Consider the following 20,313-nt stretch of genomic DNA (forward strand, 5'->3'; position numbering starts at 1 on the left):
GTAAGGCTGAGCGCTCTCGTCCGCTCGTTCCTTTACCTGAGGGATGCCGATGACCCACACCCCCGAGCGTGATCCCATATCCGGCCCGAGACGCCTGGCCCGCATAGCCGTGGCCGTGGGCGTGGTGGCCGCCCTCTCCGCGGCGGGGCCGGTACCCCTGGCCCTCGCCGCGGACACGCCGCCCGCCCCGGCCGCCGACCCCGGCGTCAAGTCCGCGCACGACAAACTCGGTTCGGACGACGCCGACGCGCTCGCCGAGGCCAAGGCCGACGGCGCCAAGAACATCACGATGATGATCGCGACCGCCCCGGGGCAGACCGAGCAGGTCGCACGGGAGCTGGACGCGGTCAAGGGCGGCTCCGTGGGCCGCAGTTACGACAAGGTCGGCTACGTCCGCGCCACTGTGCCCACCGGCAAGGCCGACGCCGCCATCGAGGCGGCGGCGGGGCTCTCCTCGGTGCACGCCATCGACCTCAGGCAGGAGATCCAGCTCGACGACCCGACGCCCGCCGCGGACACCGCGGGCCGGTCCGGGAAGGCGGCGGGCACCTACCCGGCGCCGGGCAGGAACACCCCGGCGGAGAACCCGTACAACCCCTCCTTCGAGACCGGTGCCGTCGACTTCGTCGAGAAGCACCCGAAGGCGGACGGCCGCGGCGTCACCATCGGCATCCTCGACTCCGGCGTCGACCTCGGGCACCCGGCGCTGCAGAAGACCACCACCGGCGAACGGAAGATCGTCGACTGGGTCACCGCGACCGACCCGATCATCGACAGCGACGGCACCTGGCGCCGGATGACCAACCCGGTCAGCGGGCCGTCGTTCAGCTACGGCGGCGTGAGCTGGAAGGCACCCGCGGGCGACTACCAGGTCAGCCTGTTCCGCGAGTCCGCCACGGCCGGCGGCGACGCCAAGGGCGACGCCAACCGCGACGGCGACACCACCGACGCCTGGGGCATCCTCTACGACCCGGCCGCCGGCACCGTCCGCGTCGACCTGGACAACGACTTCGACTTCACCGACGACACGCCGATGAAGCCGTACAAGGACGGCTACCAGATCGGGTACTTCGGCACCGACGACCCGAAGACCGACGTCGTCGAGCGGCAGCCGTTCGTCGTCCAGATCCGCAAGGACGTGCCCACCGACCCGTACGGCGGCGACTGGGTCGGCAAGAAGGCCGACTTCGTCAACATCGGTGTCATCGAGTCCGAGCACGGCACCCACGTCGCCGGCATCACCTCCGCCCACGGTCTGTTCGGCGGGAAGATGAACGGCGCCGCCCCCGGCGCGAAGATCGTCTCCTCGCGAGCCTGCACCTGGACCGGCGGCTGCACCAACGTCGCGCTCACCGAGGGCATGATCGACCTCGTCACCAACCGCGGTGTCGACATCGTCAACATGTCGATCGGCGGCCTGCCGGCGCTGAACGACGGCAACAACGCGCGCGCCGAGCTGTACACCCGGCTCATCGACACCTACGGCGTCCAGCTGGTGATCTCCGCGGGCAACTCCGGCCCCGGCGCCAACACCATCGGCGACCCCGGCCTCGCGGACAAGGTGATCTCGGTCGGCGCCGCCATCTCCAAGGAGACCTGGGCCGCCAACTACGGCTCGGCCGTGGAGACCGAGTACGCCATGATGCCGTTCTCCTCGCGCGGCCCGCGTGAGGACGGCGGCTTCACCCCGACCCTGAGCGCGCCCGGCGCCGCCATCAACACCACCCAGACCTGGCTGCCGGGCTCCCCGGTCGCCGAGGCGGGCTACTCGCTGCCGGCCGGCTACTCGATGCTCCAGGGCACCTCGATGGCCTCCCCGCAGGCCGCCGGCGCCTCCGCGCTGCTGCTGAGCGCCGCGAAGCAGAAGGGCGTCGACCTCACGCCGGCCAAGCTGCGCACGGCGCTGACCTCGACCGCCGACCACATCAAGGGTGAGCAGGCGTACGAGGAGGGCGCGGGCCTCATCAACATCCCGGACGCGTGGTCGTCGATCAGGGACGACGCCTCCGCCCACGACTACACCGTCAAGGCGCCGGTCGACACCGCGATCGACTACGCCCTGAAGACCCCGGGCTTCGGCACCGGCCTCTACGACCGTGAGGGCGGCCTGAAGGCGGGCCAGAAGAAGACGTACGACGTCACCATCACCCGCACCTCCGGCCCGGACAAGGCCGTCCGGCACGAGCTGCACTTCGAGAACAACGCCGGGCACACCTTCCGGATCGTCGGCGACGACGTCGTCCGGCTGCCGCTGAACCAGCCGGTGACCGTCAAGGTGCAGGCCGCCCCGAGGTCGGCGGGCATCAAGAGCGCGATCCTGGAGGTCGACGACCCGAGGACCGAGGGCATCGACAAGCAGGTCCTCTCCACCGTCGTGGTCTCGGCCCCGGTGCAGTACACCTACTCCGCCTCCGGTTCGGTGCAGCGCAACAGCACGCGGTCGTACTTCGTGACCGTGCCCGAGGGCGCGACGTCGCTGGAGGTCGCGATCGGCGGGCTGAAGGACAAGAGCCAGACCCGGTTCATCGCCATCCACCCGTACGGCGTCCCGTCCGACAACACCTCGACGCCGTACTGCTACAACAACTACCTGGACGGCAACGGCTGCAAGCCCGACGTGCGCTCGTACGCCGCCCCGCAGCCCGGCGTCTGGGAGGTCGAGGTCGAGGCGCGCCGCACCTCGCCGCTGCTGGACAACCCGTACAAGCTGGACGTCACCGTCCTCGGCGCGGCCTTCGACCCGGAGACCGTGACCGTCCCCGAGGCCAAGGTCGGCACCCCGGTGACCGCCTCCTGGAAGGTGACCAACAAGTACGCCGCGCTGGACGGCAAGCTGGTCGGCGGCCCGCTCGGTTCCGCCAAGTCGGCCCGCCCGGCCATCAAGGAGGGCGAGACGCAGACCACCACGGTGGCCGTCCCGGCCGGCGCGACCTCGCTCGACGTCGCCATCGGGGGCGTCTCCGACACGGCGGCCGACCTCGACCTGACGGTGTACGACGCGTCCGGCAAGGAGGTCGGCAAGTCCGCCGACGGTGACTCGGAGGAGGCGGTCTCCGTGCCGTCCCCGGCCGCCGGCACCTACACCATCGCGGTCGCGGGCTACTCGGTGCCGTCCGGCTCGACCGACTACGACTACCGGGACGTGTTCTTCTCCACCGCGCTCGGTTCCGTCACGGTCGACGGCTCGGCCCCGGTCGACCTCGGCACGGGTGCGTCGGCGACGGTGACCGGTCAGGTCACGGCCGCCGCCGAGGCTCCGGCCGGCCGCGAGTTCTTCGGCCGGGTGCAGCTGGTGAACGCGCGCGGCACGGTCGCGGGCACCGGCAGCGTGAAGATCGGGAAGGTCACGCCGTAACGGAGTGACACGAACGCGAGGGGCGGGCGTCCGGCCGGACACCCGCCCCTCTCCATGCCACCGCCCGGCCCGAGGCTCCGACGCCCCGCCCCCGGGCCCGGTCGCCAGGGCACCGCCCACTCCCCCGGCTCGGGGGGCTTCGTCCCTTCAGGGCCCGGGGCCTCGTCTCTCAGGGCTCGGGAGGGGGCGACTCCGGGCCCGGAAGAGGTGCGCCGCCTCCCGGCCCGGGAGGGTGTGACTGCTCCTGGCTCGGGGCTCAGGGGGACTCGTCGGAGGGGCAGGGCAGGTTCCGGGAGCCGGGGAGGGCGTCGGTGATCCGGGCGCGCTCGGCGGCCACGCGGGCGTCGCCCACGGCCCACAGGCTCGCGTACCGCTCTCCGCGGCCGACCGCCGCGAGCACGTGCTGTCCCGGGCGCGGCACCGGCCGCGTGCCCGGGTCCAGCAGGAAGTCGGCCTCCCCCGGACCCTCCGCGGGCTTGTAGGAGCGGCTCACCGTAAGCGTGACCCGGCTCGACGCGTCCTGTCCCTGCCGCTCCACCCGCGTCACGGTGCCCTCCACGACCAGCCGGGAGCAGGCCAGTTCGCGTTCCGGATCCGCCAACCGCCAATCGGTTCCGGACTCCGCGCTCGCGGCGTCGGCGCGCTTGACCGACCCGCCGTTGTCACCCGCGGGACCGCCCTGCGTCACCAGCCATCCGAAGCCCAGGGCGAGGGCGAAGGCGGCGGCGCCGGCGAGCGAGCCGAGCGCGATCCGCAGGGCCCGGCGGGGTCCGCCCGGCCGCCTCGGCCGCGGCGGGCGGGCCGGGCCGGCGGGCCGGGTACGGCTCCGGGGGCGGCGGGCCGGGGGCACGACCCGCACGGCGTCCTCCGCCGACGCCCCACCGACCAGCGCGTCCCCAACCGACGCCCCACCGACCGACGCGTCCACCACCGACGTCCCACCGACCGACGCGTCCACCACCGACGTCCCACTGGCCGACGCGCCCACGCCCGACGCGTCCCGCGGCACCGCGTCTTCGGTCACCACATCCCGGGTCACCGCACCCCCCGGCGCCGCATCTCCAGGCACCGCGCCCCCGGCTGTCTCCTCCCGCACCTCCCCCGTCAGCGCCTCGGCCAGCCAGGCCAGTTGGTCGCGCAGTACCGCCACGTCGGTCTCGGCGGCGCGGTGTCCGGCGAGGAAGGCGGGGTCCCGGCGGGCCTCCTCCGGCAGCGGGTCGCCGGTGATCGCGGCCATCAGGGCGTCCATGCCGTCGTACTCCTCGTACCGCCCGTGCGCCTCCCCGTTCCCCGGCCCCCCGTAGTCCCCGCCGTCCCCGTACGCCCCAGGCCGCCCCTGATCGCCCGAGCCGTCACGGTCCCCAGGGTCCCCCTGCCTTCCGATGCCCTCACGGCCTCCGTGACCCCCGACGCCCCCGCGGTCCCCTTGCTCCTCCCCGCTCCCGGGCCCCCCGGGCTTCCCGGGCTCCCTCCGCTTCCCGAAGCCCCCGTGTTCCCCGGTGTCTCCGGCGCCCCGCACACCCTCGTGTTCGGCGGTCATGTCACACCACCTCGTCCTCGTGCAGGCGGTCGCGCAGCGCGCGGACCGCCGTGTGCAGCCTGCTCTTGACCGTGCCCTCCGGGATGCCCAGCTCGTCGGCGATGCCCCGCACCGGAAGGTCGGCGAAGAAGCGCAGCACGACCACCTGCCGCTGGGCGTCCGGCAGCTCGTCCAGGCCCCGAGCGACGGCGAGGGAGAGCAGGCTGGTCTCCTCGCCCGAGGGGTGCGCCGGCTCGCGCAGCGCGGCCAGCCGCTCCCCCAGCCGATCCTGGCGCCGCTTGGCCCGGTGCCAGTCCATGGCCAGGTTGGAGGCGACCACCGCGGCCCACGCAGACACGTCCCGCGGCGCCTCACGACCGCTCGCCGCCCGCTCCAGCAGCCGCAGCCGTACCTGCTGCACCCCGTCCGGCAGGTCCGCCTGCGGCACCCCGCCGAGCGCGAGCACCGCCCGCACCCGCCGCTCCTGGGCCGCGTCCAGCGGATCGTCACCGACCGGTACGGCCGGCCCGGCACCGGTCCGCCGTTCCTGAGCCGCGTCCAGCGGATCGTCACCGACCGGTACGGCCGGCCCGGCACCGGCGGTCCGGCCGGACCGGTCCGTGCCGACGACGGACGATCCCTGGTCGCGGCGCGCCTTTCCGCGCAGCACAAGCCACCCCCCTCACGCGTCTGGCCCTACGACGCGGCGGCGGGCCGAAACGTTCGGCCCGCCGCGGACGGCCGCAGAGGCGTACGTCACACCTCCGTATGGCAGGAGCCCGGACGGGCAGGGTCGGGACAGCACAGCTTCCGGCACGGGCCCGCCGCGGAGGGAATTTATGCAGCTCAGCGGCGCGCCAAGCGGACATATGGAACCGCACGCGCGGAGATCGTGTCCCATTCCTCGGGCACGCGCTGCAAAGAATTGGACAGGTGGACCGGGGTCGGCCGCATGATGGAAACGCCCCGGTCAGGCAAGAGACACATAGAGGGAGTCGCTGTGAGGGTCGGAATCGTCGGAGCCACCGGTCAGGTCGGCACGGTCATGCGCAGGATCCTCGCGGAGCGGAACTTCCCGGTCACGGAGCTGCGCCTGTTCGCCTCGGCCCGCTCGGCCGGCACCGTGCTGGACGGGGTGACGGTGGAGGACGCGGCGACGGCCGACTACACCGGGCTCGACATCGCCATCTTCTCCGCCGGCGGCGCGACCTCCCGCGCGCTGGCCGAAAAGGTCGCCTCCCAGGGCGCCGTCGTGATCGACAACTCGTCGGCCTGGCGTAAGGACCCCGAGGTCCCGCTGGTGGTCTCCGAGGTGAACCCGCACGCGATCGCCGACCGCCCCAAGGGCATCATCGCCAACCCGAACTGCACCACGATGGCCGCGATGCCGGTCCTCAAGCCGCTGCACGAGGAAGCCGGCCTGGAGGCGCTGGTCGTCGCCACCTACCAGGCGGTCTCCGGCTCGGGTCTCGCGGGCGTGGCCGAGCTGCACGGCCAGGTGCAGAAGGTCGCCGCCGAGTCGGACAAGCTGACCCACGACGGCGCGGCGGTCGACTTCCCCGAGCCGCAGGTCTACCAGCGGCCGATCGCCTTCAACGTGCTCCCGCTGGCGGGCTCGATCGTCGACGACGGTCTGAACGAGACCGACGAGGAGCAGAAGCTCCGCAACGAGTCCCGCAAGATCCTGGAGATCCCCGGGCTGAAGGTCTCCGGCACGTGCGTGCGCGTCCCGGTCTTCTCCGGCCACTCCCTCCAGGTGCACGCCCGGTTCGCCCGCCCGATCTCCCCGGAGCGCGCGACCGAGCTGCTGGCCGGGGCCCCCGGCGTCGCCCTCTCCGACATCCCGACCCCGCTCCAGGCGGCCGGCCAGGACCCGTCGTACGTCGGCCGCATCCGCCGCGACGAGACGGTGGACAACGGCCTCGCGCTGTTCATCTCCAACGACAACCTCCGCAAGGGCGCCGCGCTGAACGCGGTGCAGATCGCGGAGCTGGTGGCGGCGGAGCTGTCCGCGAAGAAGTAGGTCACCCGAACGGCGCAGGGGCGGTCACGGTCAACGTGGCCGCCCCTTCCGCGTGACGGCGCAGGCCGAGGGCCGCCCACCACCGGCGTGCCGACGTCACCTACGTCCCCGTGGACCGGGGGTGCGCGGACCCGTACGGCCGGTCGCAGGGGCGGGAAAGCGGGAGGGGCGCCCGGTGTCGCACCGGACGCCCCCCCCGCAGGCGTTCCGCTAGACGGCCGCGGCGTCCGCCGCCTGGGCCTTCAGGGCGCGCTCGATGCCCGAACGGGACTCCGAGACGAGCCGGCGCAGGGCCGCACCGGGCTCGGCGGCGGCCAGCCAGGTGTCCGTCTTGGCCAGGGTCTCCGCGGAGACCTGGACCGCCGGGTACAGGCCGGTGGCGATCTGCTGGGCCATCTCGTGCGAACGGGAGTCCCAGACGCTCTTGAGGACCTCGAAGTACGTGTCCGCGTAGGGCGCGAGCAGCTCCCGCTGGTCGGACTGCACGAAGCCGCCGATCACGGCCTCCTGCACGGCGTTGGGCAGCTTGTCGGACTCGATGACCGAGGCCCAGGCCTCCGCCTTCGCCTCCGCCGTCGGACGGGACGCGCGGGCGGTGGCCGCGTGCCGCTCACCGGCCGCCGTCCTGTCCCGCTCGTACTCGGCCGCGATCTCCGCCTCGTCGTACCGGCCGACGGCCGCGAGCCGCTCCACGAACGCCCAGCGCAGCTCGGTGTCGACGGCCAGGCCCTCGACGGTCTGCGTGCCGTCGAGCAGCGCCTCCAGCAGGTCCAGCTGCTCCGGGGTGCGCGCGGTCGCCGCGAACGCCCGGGCCCAGGCCAGCTGGTGGTCGCCGCCCGCCTCGGCGGCGCGCAGGTGGGCCAGCGTGGCGTCGGTCCAGCGGGTCAGCAGCGACTCGCGGGTGGCCGGGTCGGCGTACAGGTCGATGGCCAGCTTGACCTGGCGGTGCAGGGACTGCACCACGCCGATGTCGGACTCCTTGCCGATGCCGGACAGCACCAGCGACAGGTAGTCGCGGGTGGCCAGCTCGGCGTCCCGCGTCATGTCCCAGGCCGACGCCCAGCACAGGGCGCGCGGCAGGGACTCCGCGAAGTCGCCGAGGTGCTCGGTGACGGTCCGCAGCGACTCCTCGTCGAGACGGACCTTGGCGTAGGACAGGTCGTCGTCGTTGAGCAGCACGACCGCCGGGCGGCGCCTGCCGCTCAGCTGCGGCACGGCCGTCAGTTCGCCGTCGACGTCCAGTTCGATGCGGTCGGTGCGCACCAGCTTGCCGCTCGCCTCGTCGTGGTCGTACAGACCGATCGCGATGCGGTGCGGGCGCAGGGTCGGCTCGCCCTGGGCGCCGGCCGGCAGCGCCGGGGCCTCCTGGCGGACGGCGAAGGAGGTGAAGACCCCGTCGGCGTCGGTGGTGATCTCGGGGCGCAGGATGTTGATGCCGGCGGTCTCCAGCCACTGCTTCGACCAGGTCTTCAGGTCGCGGCCGGAGGTCTCCTCCAGGGCGCCCAGCAGGTCGGACAGGCGGGTGTTGCCGTACGCGTGCCGCTTGAAGTAGGCCTGCACGCCCTTGAAGAACGCGTCCTCGCCGACGTACGCCACGAGCTGCTTGAGCACGCTGGCGCCCTTGGCGTAGGTGATGCCGTCGAAGTTGACGAGCACGTCGTCCAGGTCGCGGATCTCGGCCATGATCGGGTGCGTGGACGGCAGCTGGTCCTGCCGGTACGCCCAGGTCTTCATCGAGTTCGCGAACGTGGTCCAGGCGTGCGGCCACTTCGAGCCGGGCGCGGCGGACTGGCAGGCGACCTCGGCGTAGGTGGCGAACGACTCGTTCAGCCACAGGTCGTTCCACCACTCCATGGTGACCAGGTCGCCGAACCACATGTGGGCCAGCTCGTGCAGGATCGTGGTGGCCCGCATCTCGTACGCCGCGTCGGTCACCTTGGACCGGAAGACGTACTGGTCGCGGAGGGTGACCGCGCCGGCGTTCTCCATGGCGCCCGCGTTGAACTCCGGCACGAAGAGCTGGTCGTACTTCGCGAAGGGGTAGTCGTAGTCGAACTTCTCCTGGAACCAGTCGAAGCCCTGGCGGGTCACGTCGAAGATCGCGTCCGCGTCGAGGAACTCGGCGAGCGAGGGCCGGCAGTAGATGCCGAGCGGGACGGTGCGGCCGTCCTTCTCGTACACGCTGTGCACGGAGTGGTACGGGCCCACGATCAGCGCCGTGATGTACGTCGAGATGCGCGGGGTCGGCTCGAAGGACCAGACGTTGTCCTTCGGCTCCGGCGTCGGCGAGTTGGAGATCACGGTCCAGCCCTCGGGCGCCTTCACGGTGAACTGGAAGGTGGCCTTCAGGTCGGGCTGCTCGAAGGACGCGAAGACGCGGCGGGCGTCCGGGACCTCGAACTGGGTGTACAGGTACGCCTGCTCGTCGACCGGGTCGACGAAGCGGTGCAGACCCTCCCCGGTGTTCGTGTAGGCGCAGTCCGCGACGACGCGCAGGACGTTACGGCCCTCCGGCAGTTCCGGAAGGGCGATCCGCGAGTCCTTGAAGACCTCGGCGGGATCCAGCTGGTCGCCGTTGAGGACCACCTCGTGGACGGTCGGGGCCACCAGGTCGATGAAGGACTCGGCACCGCCGCGGGCCACGTCGAAGCGCACGGTGGTCACGGACCGGTAGGTACCGCCCTCCTGCGCGCCGGAGAGGTCGAGCTCGATCTCGTACGAGTCAACGGAGAGCAGTTCGGCCCGCTGCCGCGCCTCTTCGCGAGTCAGGTTTGTGCCAGGCACCCGGTCATCTCCTCGTTATGTGTCGGTTGCGCCATCCTTCCATGGGATCCACACAGAACGCGATGTCCATATCCCGCCGGTGGGCGCGGCGGCCCGGGTGGACGCTGAGGACATGAAGACACCTCTCGTGCACCCCATCGCCCCGGCGGTCCTGGCGGAGCTGCGCACGGCCGACGACGCCGGCCGTCCCGCGGCCCCGTTCACCGACCCGGAGGGCGGTGCGCCGCTGCGCTGCTGCCTGCGCCGCAGCGAGTCCGGCGAGCGGATCGCTCTCGTCTCGTACGCGCCGCTGCGCCGCTGGGCGGCGGAGACGGGCGCCGACCCGGGCGCCTACGACGAACAGGGCCCGGTCTTCGTCCACGCCGACGCGTGCCCGGGCCCGTCCGGCGACGCCCTGCCCTTCACCGACTCCCACCGCACACTGCGCCGCTACTCGGCCGACGGCCGGATCCTCGGCGGCCGCCTGGTGACGGACCCGGACGCCTTCCGGCCCGCCCTCGCGGACGCCTTCGACGACCCGGAGGTGGCACTGGTGCACGTCCGGGCGGTGGAGTACGGGTGCTTCCTCTACGAGGTGCGCAGGTCCTAGTCAGGCGCGCGGCACCCCGGGCCGGGGTGCCGGGCCGAGGTGCCGGGCCGTGCGTCCGGGTCCGGACAGGGCGAGGCCGGACGGGCGGGGGCCCGTCCGGCCCGGTGGGGCGGACGCGGTGGTCCGCGACCGCGATCAGCCCACCACGACCACCACGACACCGGTGCCGAAGCCGTTCCCGAAGCCGTTGCCGAAGCCGAAGCCGTTGCCGAAGCCGCCGAAGAAGTTGTTGCCGAAGCCGCCGCAGCCGCCCCAGCCGCGGAAGCAGCCGTGGTTGGGGGAGGCGGTGACCTGGGCCGGGGTGGCTGCCGCCGCCGTACCCGCGGTGCTGATGGCGGCGCCTGATGCCAGAAGTACGCCGGCCGCGGATACCGCGAAGAGACGCCTCACGCGTTGTGCTTTCATGGGCCTACCTTCCTTCCACGCCCTCGCGGGGATTCCGCTACGGGGGGCGATGGCCGCTGCCGCGGTGCGAACGGGCACTGCGCGGTCGTAGGTGTTGCCGCGGGGGACGAGGCACGGCCTGCGTCACCTGGGCCGCCGGCCCCGTGACCGGGGCACTTGTCGACGGTGGGGCACACTGCCCGATCGCGGCCCTCCTCCAACACGCTAGCCGCCCCCCGATCGCTCGGCATCTCGGACGACCACGGGCCCGGGGCCTCGCCGTTCTGGGTACCGCCGGGGTACCGCGACCGGGCTCCGGCGGTACGGGGCCGGGGTGCCGCGGCCGGCTCCGGCCGCACGGGGCCCGCCCTGCCCACGAGAGCGGCCCGGCCCACGAGAGCGGGGCCCGGTCCCACGGGAGCGGCCCTACGCCGCCCGGCCCGCCGTGCGCCGCAGCGCCCGGAGCACCCTGTCGACCGCCGGCGCCTCCCCGGCGCCCTTGCGGATTGCCGCCACCACATGCCGCACCGGCCGGTCCGCGCCCAGCTCCCGCAGGACCACACCCGCCCGCCGGCCGGCCGCCATCCTCGGCACCAGGGCGACCCCCATCCCCGCCTCCACCATGGCCAGGATCGCGGTCCAGCCGGAGGCCGAGTGGCCCTGTTCGGGGCTGAAGCCGGCCCTCTCGCAGGCGCGGCGCGTGATGTCCGACCAGGGGCCGCTGCCGCCGAAGATCCAGGACTCGGCGGCCAGGTCGGTGAGGGTCAGCCCCGCGGCGCGGGCGAGCGGGTGGTCCGGGGGCAGGGCGACGTCCAGCGGGTCGGTGAGCAGCGGGACGTGCGTGAAGCGCGGGTCGGCCGCGCTCGGGGCCTCGGCCGCGAGGGACAGGGCGAGGTCCACGTCCCCGGCGGCCAGCAGGTCGTACGCCTCGGCGGCCTCGGCCTCCCGGACCCGGACGGTCACCCCCGGGTGCGTCTCGCGCAGGGCCCGTACGGCCGGTACGACCAGGGCGGGCACGGCGGTCGGGAAGGCGCCGACGCGGACCTGCCCGGCCTCGCCCCGCGCGTACGCCGCGAGGGCCGCGTCCGCCCGTTCCAGCTGCTCGAACACCGCCTCCGTGTGCGCCAGCACCAGCCGCGCGTCGGTGAGCCGGACCCGGCGGCCCTGGGCCTCCAGCAGGGGAACGCCGAGCTGTGCGGCGAGGTTGGTGAGCTGCTGGGAGACCGCGGACGGGGTCATGTGCAGGGCCTCGGCCGTCGCGGTCACGGTCCCCCGCTCGCGCAGGGTGCGCAGAATCCGCAGCTTCCTCAGCTCCCACTCGGCCATGCGCGCACGCTACACGCCGTCTCCGCGGCTCCTGGGGCCCACCGGGGCGGCCGGTGTGGGGAGTTCCGGGTACGCGGCGCGGCGGCCACGGCGGTCCGGGGTGTGCCGTCCACCGCCGGCGGACGCCCCGTCAGCGGCGGGGCCCGCCCCCAGCACGACCCCGGCCAGGATCAGCGCCAGGCACAGCAGCCGGGACCGGCTGGTGTGCTCGCCGAGCACGGCCCAGGACAGCAGGGCCACGCAGACCGGCTGGAGGTAGTACACGATGCCGGCGCGGGTCGCGCCGATCAGGGCGACGGCCTTGTTCCAGGCGAAGAAGGCGAGCGCGGAGGAGGCCACGCCGACGTAGAGCAGCGGCAGGACCGTGCCGGGGGACGGACAGAAACCGCCCTGTACGGCGAGGCTGACGGCCTGCGCGGGCACCAGCAGCACGGTGCCGGTCAGGAACGTGGTGAACAGGAAGGCGGTACCGCCGAGTTCGGCCGGCCGGCGGCGCAGCAGCGCGCTGTACCCGGCGAAGCAGCAGGCGGCCGCCGGCATCCACAGGGCCCCGGCGGAGAAGTCCGCGCCGCCGCCGACGAGCAGTGCGACGCCGGCGCAGGCCAGGAGCAGTCCCGAGGTGCGCCGGGCACCGAGCCGTACGCCGCCCAGCCGCTCGAACACCGCCATGAGCACCGGCGAGGCGGCCATGATCATGCCCATGGTGGCGGCCGGGGTGGTCAGACCGGCCTGGTTGACGAGGGTGTTGTAGGCGGCGACGCCGAGGAGGGAGGCGAGGAGGACGTACCGGGCGTGGCGCCGGAACAGGTGCCGTTGCCGCCATGCCTGCCGGGCGCCGAGCGGGGCGACGGCGAGCAGTGCGATCACCCAGCGCCAGAACGCGTGCTGGACGGGTGGGACGCTGTCGTGCAGTCCCCGTGCGGTGACGAAGCTGCCGGACCAGACGACCGTGGCGAGCGCGGCGCAGGCGACGCCGAGGAGAAGGGCGGCGCCCCGGCGCGGGCGGGTGGTGCCGGCTGCCGGGGCGGTGCGGGTCTGGTGCGCGACTGCGGTCACGGAGGGCCTTTCCGTTGGGTGGCGGGTGGGGTTCCTCTACCGTCGCAGCGCCGGAACTGTCAGGTCCATCGAATCTTTGCGAGCGTTCTTTTCAGCAAACCTGAACGGTCGGGGCTTTCCGGCTCCGAGCTGCCCGGCCACGGTCGCCCCGAACGCCAGCGCCATGCCCGCCGTCTGGACCGGTGTGAGCGCCTGGCCGAGGGCCGCCCAGCCGACGACCGCCGCGGTCAGCGGGGACAGCGGGCCGAGGAAGCCGGCCTGGGTGGCGGTGAGCCGGCCGATCCCGCGGAACCAGAGCCAGTAGGCGACGGCCGTGTTGGCCAGGGCGAGGTAGAGGTAGCCGCCGACGGCACGGCCGTCCAGCGCGGGCGGGGCACCTTCGACCAGCGCGGCGATGGGCGCGATGAACAGTCCGCCCGCGGTGAGCTGCCAGCCGGTGAGCGCCAGCGGGCCGACCCCTGCCGGGCGGCCCCAGCGCTTGGTCAGCACGGTGCCGGTGGCCATGGAGACGGTGGAGGCGAGGGCCGCGAGGACACCGACGAGGTCGAGCGCACCGGCCCCCTTCAGCACGACGAGGCTGACGCCGAACGCGGCCACCAGCCCGGTGAGCACGGTGCGCGGGTTCGACCGCTGTCCCAGGAGCAGCGCGGAGAGCCCGACGACGAACAGCGGGCCGACCGAGCCGACGACCGCGGCCATCCCGCCGGGCAGCCGGTACGCCGCGACGAACAGCAGCGGGAAGAAGGCGCCGATGTTCAGCGCCCCGAGCGCGGCCGCCTTCGCCCACCAGATGCCGCGCGGCAGCACCTGGGTGACGGCGAGCAGCAGCAGTCCGGCGGGCAGGGCCCGCATCAGGGCCGTGAACAGGGGGCGGTCCGGCGGCAGGAACTCGGTGGTGACCGCGTAGGTGGTCCCCCAGGACACGGGGGCGAGCGCGGTGACGGCTATGACGGCGGCGGCGGAGCTTTTGACCGGGCGGCGGATGGCCATGGGAGGCCCCTTCGAGAGAGGTGACTTGTTTGGTCGCTCGTAAGTAGCTTAGCGCTAAGCCACTTACCGTCAAGTGACTATCTTGCGGGCAAGTGGAAATCGGCCGATACTCTCCGCATGCAGCCACAGTCAGCGGACCCCGTCGACGCGATCGTCGAGCAGTGGGCGCGGGTGCGCCCCGACCTGGACACCCGGGCGATGGAGGTGTTCGGCCGGATCTTCCGGCTCTCGCGCGCCATGGGCGACCGGATGGAGAAGGCGTACAAGCCCTACGGCATCTCGCGCGGCGAGTTCGACGTCCTGGCCACGCTGCGCCGCTCCGGCGAGCCCTACACCCTCTCGCCGCGCCAGCTCTCGGCCACGCTCATGCTCACCACGGGCGGGATGACCGGCCGGCTCGACAAACTGGAGCGCGCCGGACTGCTGCGCCGCTCCCCCGACCCGCACGACCGGCGCGGCCTCCAGGTGACCCTCACCGAGGAGGGACTGCGCCTGATCGACGAGGCGGTGGGCGCCGGCCTGGCGGAGGAGAGCGCCGCCCTGACCGCCCTGAACCCCGAACAGGCCGGCCGGCTGGCCGACCTGCTGCGGGAGTTGCTGAGCGCGACGACCGAGTAGCCGACGAGCGGCCGACGGCGGCGGGGGCGGCCGGGGGTGACCGATGAGGCGACCGGGGTCGGCCGGCGGGGGCCGCTTCAGCCGGTGGGCCGCCCGGGGTTGACCGGTGGGGCGTCGGGGGCGGTCGGCGGGCCGGTGGGTGGGGCGGCCGGGGTCGGCCGGTGGGGCGCCGGGGTTGAGCGGTGGGGCGTCGGGGTCAGTCGGTGGGGCCGAGGTGGCGGGACAGGGCCGCTTCGATCTCCGCGGGGGCGGCCGAGTCGGCGGCCCAGGCCGCGTATCCGTCGGGGCGCACCAGCACCGCCGTACGGCGGTCGCTCGCCCACCGCGCCACGGCCAGCCGGTCCGCGCGTCCGGCGCCCGCCGCGTACGGCTCCGGCGTGATCAGCACGAACCGGCCGCCGCGCAGCGCCTCATGGAGCCGGCCGCCGCCGGCGAGGGGGACGTCCGGGATCCGGGCACCGGTGAGCCGGTGGGCCCCGCGGGGCGCGGGGTAGCGGTAGCCGACGCCGGTGATCTGGCCGGCGACCTTGCGCCGCGCCGGGCCGACCGTGTCGAGGAGCGTGGTGAGGGCCGCGCGCGCCGCCAGCGTCCAGGGTTTCTCGGCCATGGCGAGGCGGACGATCCCGCCACTGCTGCGCAGCACCGCCCTGCCGACGGGGTGCCGCTCGGCCTGGTAGGTGTCGAGCAGCCCGGGGTCCGCGTGGCCGCCGACGACCGCGGCCAGCTTCCAGCTCAGGTTCGCCGCGTCCTGGAGCCCGGTGTTCATGCCCTGACCGCCCGCCGGGGTGTGCACGTGGGCGGCGTCCCCCGCGAGGAAGACCCGCCCCGCCCGATAGGCCGGCGCCTGGCGCTCGTCGCTGTGGAAGCGGGACATCCAGCGCGCGTCGTGCATGCCGTAGTCCCGGCCGAGGGCTAGGCGGACGATCTCCTTGACCTCGGAGAGGTCCAGCGGCGCGCTGTCCGGGACGTCGCGGCCCCGGTGCCAGCCGATCACCCGGTAGTAGCCGTCACCGAAGGGCGCGAGGAAGGCGAACGCGTCACCGACCGCGTTGGCCGTGAGCAGCGTCGGGGGCTCCTCGGCGAGCCGCACGTCGGCGAGCACGACGGACCGGATCACCGACCGGCCGGGGAAGGGCAGCCCGATGGCCTGCCGGACGGCACTGCGCATGCCGTCCGCCCCGACGACGTACGCCGCCCGCAGCGATTCCGTGCCCCCGTCCGGCCCGCGGACCTCGACCGTCACGCCCTCCGCGTCCTGGCTCAGTCCGGTCAGCTCGGTCTCGTACCGGAACGCGGCCCCCGCCTCCGCCGCGCGCCGCTCCAGCACCTTCTCCACCTCGTACTGCGGGAGGACCAGGAGGTGACGGAAGCGGGAGGGCAGGGTGGACAGGTCGATGGTGAGGCGGCCGAAGAGACCGATGCGGTCGAGGGGCCGCCCCACGGCTTCGAGGTCGTCGGCGACGCTCCGCGGGACAGGCGGGTGCGAGGCGCGTCCCTCGGCGGTGGGCGCGGCGACGGCTGGGGCGACGGCGGCGGGCGACGGGCGGGTGTCGAGCTGTTCGAGGGTGCGGGCATGCAGGACGAAGGCACGGGAGAGGTTGCTGATCTTGTGGGGGCGCTTCTCCAGGACGGTGACCGGGATGCCGGCGGTGGCGAGGTCACCGGCGAGGAGGAGCCCGGTGGGACCGGAGCCGACGATGACGACGGGAAGCCGCGTGCCTTCTCGGCCGGTGGGGCCGTTGGTTCCGGTGGGGCCGTTGGTTCCGGTGGGGCCGTCGGTTCCGGTGGCGCCGTCGGTTCCGGTGGCGCCGTCGGTTCCGGTGGCGCCGTCGGTTCCGCTGGCGCCGTTGATTCCGCTGGCGCCGTTGATTCCAGTGGTGCCGGGCATGAGGGCCTCCTGGGATGCCAACGCTTGCTGACCACGCCTGTAGGCCAACAGGTGTGGGCCAACGCTCGTAGGTCAACGCTTGTTGGCAGATTAAGTCGCCCCCGAAGCGAAAGTCAACGCTTGTTGGCCCACACCTGTTGGCCTACGCTTGTTGGCATGACCGCCAGCACCCAGAACGACCAGTCGGCGCCCCCGCCCCGCCGCTCCGCCGCCACCCGGCACGCCATCCTCGCCGCCGCCCGCGAGCGTTTCGCCTCCGACGGCTACGAGCGGGCCACCATCCGGGCCATCGCCAGGGACGCGCGGATCGACCCGTCCATGGTGATGCGCTACTTCGGCAGCAAGGAGGGCCTCTTCGCGGCGGCCGTCGCCCTCGATCTGCGGCTGCCCGACCTGGCGCGGGTGCCGCGGGACGAGGTGGGCCGCGCGCTGGTGGGTCACTTCCTCGGCCTGTGGGAGGAGAACGAGGAGCTGACGGCCGTCCTCCGGGTCGGGGCCACCAACGAGGCCGGGGCCGAGCGGATGCGGGGCATCTTCCAGGAGCAACTGCTGCCGGTGGCCCGGCAGGTGTGCCCCGACCCCGAGCAGGTGCCCGCACGGGCCGCGCTGTGTGCCGCGCAGCTGCTGGGGCTCGCCCTCACCCGCTATGTGCTGCGGCTGCCGCCGGCCCGGGCGCTCGCCCGTGAGGAACTGGTGGCGTGGCTGGGCCCGACGGTGCAGCGGTACCTGACCGCACCCAGCCCCTGACCGGCCGGGCACACGAAAACGCCGGGGGCGCCGGTCTCACCCGGGTACGCGTGCGCGCGTACCGGCGGGAGGAGCGGCGCCCCCGGCGAACGAACCGGTGGGGTTCCGTCAGGCCTTGGCCCGGGCGTCGGACTTGACGTTGATGTTGGACGAGGTGGTGTCCTTCTTGGCCCGCGACTTGTCCAGCATCATCACCAGGCCGGCGATCACCACGAACAGCACCAGCGGGGCGAAGACGTACAGGCCCAGCGTCTCGATGACGCTCAGGCCAGAGCCGGGGTCGTCACCGTCGTCGCGGGCCAGCGCGAGCGCGGGGGACGACATGAGCAGCATCATCAGCGTCGTACCGGCGGCCAGGGCGCCGGCGCGCAGGGCGTTCTTCTTGTCCACGGTGCCAAAGTTAGCGAACGGCCGATGAGTGCGCGCGCTCGGGGTGCCGCTGGAGGCGTCCACCCCGCTCCGCGGCGCCGGGGGCCGCCGCCCGCGGGCCCCCGTTCCGGCCTGAGCGGCCTCGTCCTCAGACGCCGGACGGGCCGGGTGGCCGCAGCACCTCCAGCAGGGCCCGCAGCCGGGGCGAGGCCACCAGTTCCTCCAGCGGCACCGGCCGGCCCTCCCGGTCCGCGACCGGCAGCCGCCAGTTGGGGTACTGGTCCCAGGTGCCCGGCAGGTTCTGCGGCCGGCGGTCGCCGATGCCGTCCGGGAGCCAGACGCCGATCAGCCGGGCGGGGGTACGCAGCAGGAAGCGGTGGACGGCACGGATCTCCTCCTCCTCGTCGGATCCGGGCGGTCCGGCCGCCGGGCTGTCCACCAGGCCGAGGCTGCCCAGCAGGGCGAGCCACTCGGCGGTGTCGGCGACGGCCTCGGCGCGCTCCTCGGTGGCGGACCGGGTGAGCAGGCCCAGGCGGTCGCGCAGGTCGACGTGGTCGCCGGTGAGCCGGGCGGCGGTGGGCGGCAGGTCGTGGGTGGTGGCCGTGGCCAGGCAGTCGGCCCGCCAGCGCTCGGGCGGCAGCGGGCGGCCGTCGCCCTCCCAGTCCCGTTCGAACCAGAGCACGGAGGTGCCCAGCACCCCGCGCCGCTGGAGTGCCTCGCGCACGCCGGGCTCGACGGTGCCCAGGTCCTCGCCGATCACGACCGCCCCGGCGCGGGCGGCCTCCAGGGCGAGGATCGCGAGCATGGCGTCGGCGTCGTAGCGGACGTAGGTGCCGTCGGTGGGCGGGCTGCCCTGGGGGACCCACCAGAGCCGGAACAGGCCCATCACGTGGTCGATGCGCAGGGCGCCGGCATAGCGGAAGAGGGCGCGCAGCAGGTCGCGGTAGGGGGCGTGGCCGGTGGCGGCGAGCCGGTCGGGGCGCCAGGGCGGCAGACCCCAGTCCTGGCCGCGGGCGTTGAAGGCGTCCGGCGGGGCGCCGACGGACATGCCGGCGGCGAACACGTCCTGCTGGGCCCAGGCGTCGGCGCCGGCCGGGTGCACGCCGACGGCGAGGTCGTGCACGATCCCGACGGACATGCCGGCCTCGCGGGCGGCGCGCTGGGCGGCCCGGAGCTGGCCGTCGGTGAGCCAGGCGAGGCGGGCGTGGAAGGAGACCCGGTCGGCGAGTTCGGTGCGGGCGCGGGCGGTGGCTGCGGAGCGGGGGTCGCGCAGCCCGTCCGGCCAGCGGTGCCAGTCGGGGCCGTGGACCTCGGCGAGGGCGTACCAGGTGGCGTGGTCGTCGAGGGCCGGGCCGTGGGCGGCGCGGAAGGCGTCGTAGGCGGCCTGCCGGCCGGGGCCCGGGGGGACGGCCAGGACCGTTTCCAGTGCTTGCCGTTTCAGTTCCCACACGGCGTCCCGGTCGATGAGGGCGCCCTTGTCGAGGACGTCGGCGCGCAGTCGTGCGGCCCGCTCCAGCAGGCCGTTCAGCCGCTCGCGGTCCTCGGCGTACGCGAATTCGGGGATGTCCTCGACGCGCAGGTGGACGGGGTCGGGGAAGCGGCGGGAGGAGGGGCGGTAGGGGGAGGGGTCGGTGGGGGCGCCGGGTACGGCCGCGTGCAGCGGGTTGACCTGGACGAATCCGGCGCCGGCGGTGCGTCCGGCCCAGCCGGCCAGTTCGGCGAGGTCGGCGAGGTCGCCCATGCCCCAGGAACGGTGGGAGAGCAGGGAGTACAGCTGGACGAGGAGGCCGTAGGAGCGGCCGGGCGGGGCGGGCAGCCGGTCGGGGGCGACGACGAGGCACGCCTCGCCGGTCCGTCCGTCGGGGGCGGTGGCGGTCAGCCGGTGGACGCCGAGCGGGAGGTCCGCGGCCTCCTCCCGGGTCTCTCCGTCCTCCGTCTCGACACGCAGCCGGGTGCCCGCGGGCAGCGCGGCGAGGGCGGCGGGCGGCTCGGCGCCGGCCCACTGCACCAGGGTCGGCGGCAGCAGGCGCTCGCGCAGTTCGCGTTGCCGGGCGGCGAGGGCGGCGGTCACGGCGGCCGGGCCGGACGCGTCGACGCCGAGGGCGGCGAGGGCGGCGGTCACGGCGGAGGCGGGGACCTGGACGGTACGGTCCGGGGCCGGGCGGTAGGAGGTGGCGACCCCGTGCAGCTCGGCGAGCCGGGCGAGGTTTTCCGCGGGGGGCTCGTCGGGCGCCGCGGCCATCTACAGCCCCGGTGCGAAGGAGTAGTCCGGGACCGGAAGGGACTCGCTGGTCAGCGGGGCGGCCTCGGCGAGAGGGGGCTCGCTGGTGAGCGGCTCGGCGTCGGGCAGCGGCGGCTCGCTGGTCAGTGGTGCCTGCGCGCACGCGCTCTCCGCGCTGAAGACGCACAGCGCCGCGTCGTCGGTGTCGGCGGACGGGTCCGCCCCGGGTTTGAAGGGGGCGGGGATCATGAGTCGTGCCGGTGCGGCCACGGGGGCTCCTTGTCGGTGCGCCGGATGCTTCGGCTTTGGACGGTTTACGGCAGGCCTACCCCGTGAGCCCGAAGCCACGCGCGGCAGATCCGGGGCCGGGGTGATCCGTCCGCGGCCCGGCAGCCGGTGTGCCGGGGGCCGATCGTCGTGCCGGCGTCACTTGCGCGCTGTGCG

Annotated in this window: 16 protein-coding genes; 5 read left to right on the forward strand and 11 right to left on the reverse strand. The window is 74.1% G+C overall.

The genetic code is table 11. From position 1 onward, the window contains the following. Nucleotides 1-49 precede the first annotated feature (49 nt). Entirely contained in the window at nt 50-3,355 is a 3,306-nt protein-coding gene (locus JK361_RS10750) for a S8 family serine peptidase (RefSeq protein ID WP_201815500.1), read from the forward strand. Between the two features lie 256 nt (nt 3,356-3,611). Here the strand turns inward: JK361_RS10750 and JK361_RS10755 are convergent, their stop codons facing one another. Together JK361_RS10755 and JK361_RS10760 are read right to left on the reverse strand one after the other, a co-directional pair. After that, entirely contained in the window at nt 3,612-4,604 is a 993-nt protein-coding gene (locus JK361_RS10755) for a hypothetical protein (RefSeq protein ID WP_201815501.1), read from the reverse strand. Nucleotides 4,605-4,896: 292 nt separating this feature from the next. Then, nucleotides 4,897-5,436 (reverse strand): sigma-70 family RNA polymerase sigma factor, encoded by a 540-nt coding sequence (locus JK361_RS10760; protein ID WP_201816086.1) that lies wholly within the window; start codon nt 5,434-5,436, stop codon nt 4,897-4,899. Nucleotides 5,437-5,874: 438 nt separating this feature from the next. Here JK361_RS10760 and JK361_RS10765 point away from each other — a divergent pair, with 438 nt between their 5' ends. Further along, nucleotides 5,875-6,897: an aspartate-semialdehyde dehydrogenase gene (locus JK361_RS10765; RefSeq protein WP_201815502.1), complete on the forward strand. Its 1,023-nt coding sequence runs from the start codon at nt 5,875-5,877 to the stop codon at nt 6,895-6,897. Nucleotides 6,898-7,107: 210 nt separating this feature from the next. Here the strand turns inward: JK361_RS10765 and pepN are convergent, their stop codons facing one another. Then, nucleotides 7,108-9,681 carry an aminopeptidase N gene (pepN, locus tag JK361_RS10770; protein WP_201815503.1) on the reverse strand — a complete coding sequence of 858 codons (2,574 nt, stop codon included), beginning with the start codon at nt 9,679-9,681 and terminating at the stop codon, nt 7,108-7,110. 112 nt (nt 9,682-9,793) lie between these two features. Between pepN and JK361_RS10775 the strand changes: the two genes are divergently transcribed. After that, nucleotides 9,794-10,270: a DUF1203 domain-containing protein gene (locus JK361_RS10775; RefSeq protein WP_201815504.1), complete on the forward strand. Its 477-nt coding sequence runs from the start codon at nt 9,794-9,796 to the stop codon at nt 10,268-10,270. Between the two features lie 135 nt (nt 10,271-10,405). On the opposite strand, the gene JK361_RS10780 is transcribed toward JK361_RS10775, so the two are convergent. From JK361_RS10780 to JK361_RS10795, 4 genes are all read right to left on the reverse strand, one after another. Further along, nucleotides 10,406-10,675, reverse strand: coding sequence for a hypothetical protein (locus tag JK361_RS10780; protein WP_236052727.1), 270 nt, complete (start codon nt 10,673-10,675; stop codon nt 10,406-10,408). A 405-nt stretch (nt 10,676-11,080) separates the two neighbouring features. Beyond that, a complete protein-coding gene (locus JK361_RS10785; protein ID WP_201815505.1) occupies nt 11,081-11,980 on the reverse strand; it encodes a LysR family transcriptional regulator in 900 nt (299 codons plus the stop codon). Between the two features lie 9 nt (nt 11,981-11,989). Continuing rightward, the gene (locus JK361_RS10790) at nt 11,990-13,036 is read right to left on the reverse strand and encodes a DMT family transporter (protein WP_201815506.1); all 1,047 of its coding nucleotides are present in this window, start codon (nt 13,034-13,036) and stop codon (nt 11,990-11,992) included. Nucleotides 13,037-13,072: 36 nt separating this feature from the next. Next, on the reverse strand, nt 13,073-14,026 hold the full coding sequence (locus JK361_RS10795) for an EamA family transporter (RefSeq protein WP_201815507.1): 954 nt from the start codon (nt 14,024-14,026) through the stop codon (nt 13,073-13,075). 117 nt (nt 14,027-14,143) lie between these two features. Between JK361_RS10795 and JK361_RS10800 the strand changes: the two genes are divergently transcribed. Further along, nucleotides 14,144-14,644, forward strand: a complete 501-nt coding sequence (locus JK361_RS10800) for a MarR family winged helix-turn-helix transcriptional regulator (RefSeq protein ID WP_201815508.1) — start codon at nt 14,144-14,146, stop codon at nt 14,642-14,644. A 196-nt stretch (nt 14,645-14,840) separates the two neighbouring features. Here the strand turns inward: JK361_RS10800 and JK361_RS10805 are convergent, their stop codons facing one another. Continuing rightward, nucleotides 14,841-16,532 carry an FAD-dependent monooxygenase gene (locus tag JK361_RS10805; protein WP_201815509.1) on the reverse strand — a complete coding sequence of 564 codons (1,692 nt, stop codon included), beginning with the start codon at nt 16,530-16,532 and terminating at the stop codon, nt 14,841-14,843. A gap of 156 nt (nt 16,533-16,688) precedes the next feature. Between JK361_RS10805 and JK361_RS10810 the strand changes: the two genes are divergently transcribed. Next, complete coding sequence (locus JK361_RS10810; protein WP_201815510.1) at nt 16,689-17,279, forward strand: TetR/AcrR family transcriptional regulator; 591 nt, start codon at nt 16,689-16,691, stop codon at nt 17,277-17,279. 108 nt (nt 17,280-17,387) lie between these two features. Here JK361_RS10810 and JK361_RS10815 read toward each other — a convergent pair whose 3' ends face one another. From JK361_RS10815 to JK361_RS10825, 3 genes are all read right to left on the reverse strand, one after another. Next, a complete protein-coding gene (locus tag JK361_RS10815; RefSeq protein WP_201815511.1) occupies nt 17,388-17,669 on the reverse strand; it encodes a hypothetical protein in 282 nt (93 codons plus the stop codon). A 127-nt stretch (nt 17,670-17,796) separates the two neighbouring features. Further along, nucleotides 17,797-19,890, reverse strand: coding sequence for a 4-alpha-glucanotransferase (gene malQ / locus JK361_RS10820; RefSeq protein WP_201815512.1), 2,094 nt, complete (start codon nt 19,888-19,890; stop codon nt 17,797-17,799). Then, nucleotides 19,891-20,139 (reverse strand): hypothetical protein, encoded by a 249-nt coding sequence (locus tag JK361_RS10825; RefSeq protein ID WP_201815513.1) that lies wholly within the window; start codon nt 20,137-20,139, stop codon nt 19,891-19,893. It abuts the gene before it with no gap. Nucleotides 20,140-20,313: the final 174 nt, after the last annotated feature.

This window comes from Streptomyces musisoli (assembly GCF_016741855.1).
In the GTDB taxonomy this organism is placed as follows: Bacteria; Actinomycetota; Actinomycetes; order Streptomycetales; family Streptomycetaceae; genus Streptomyces; species Streptomyces musisoli.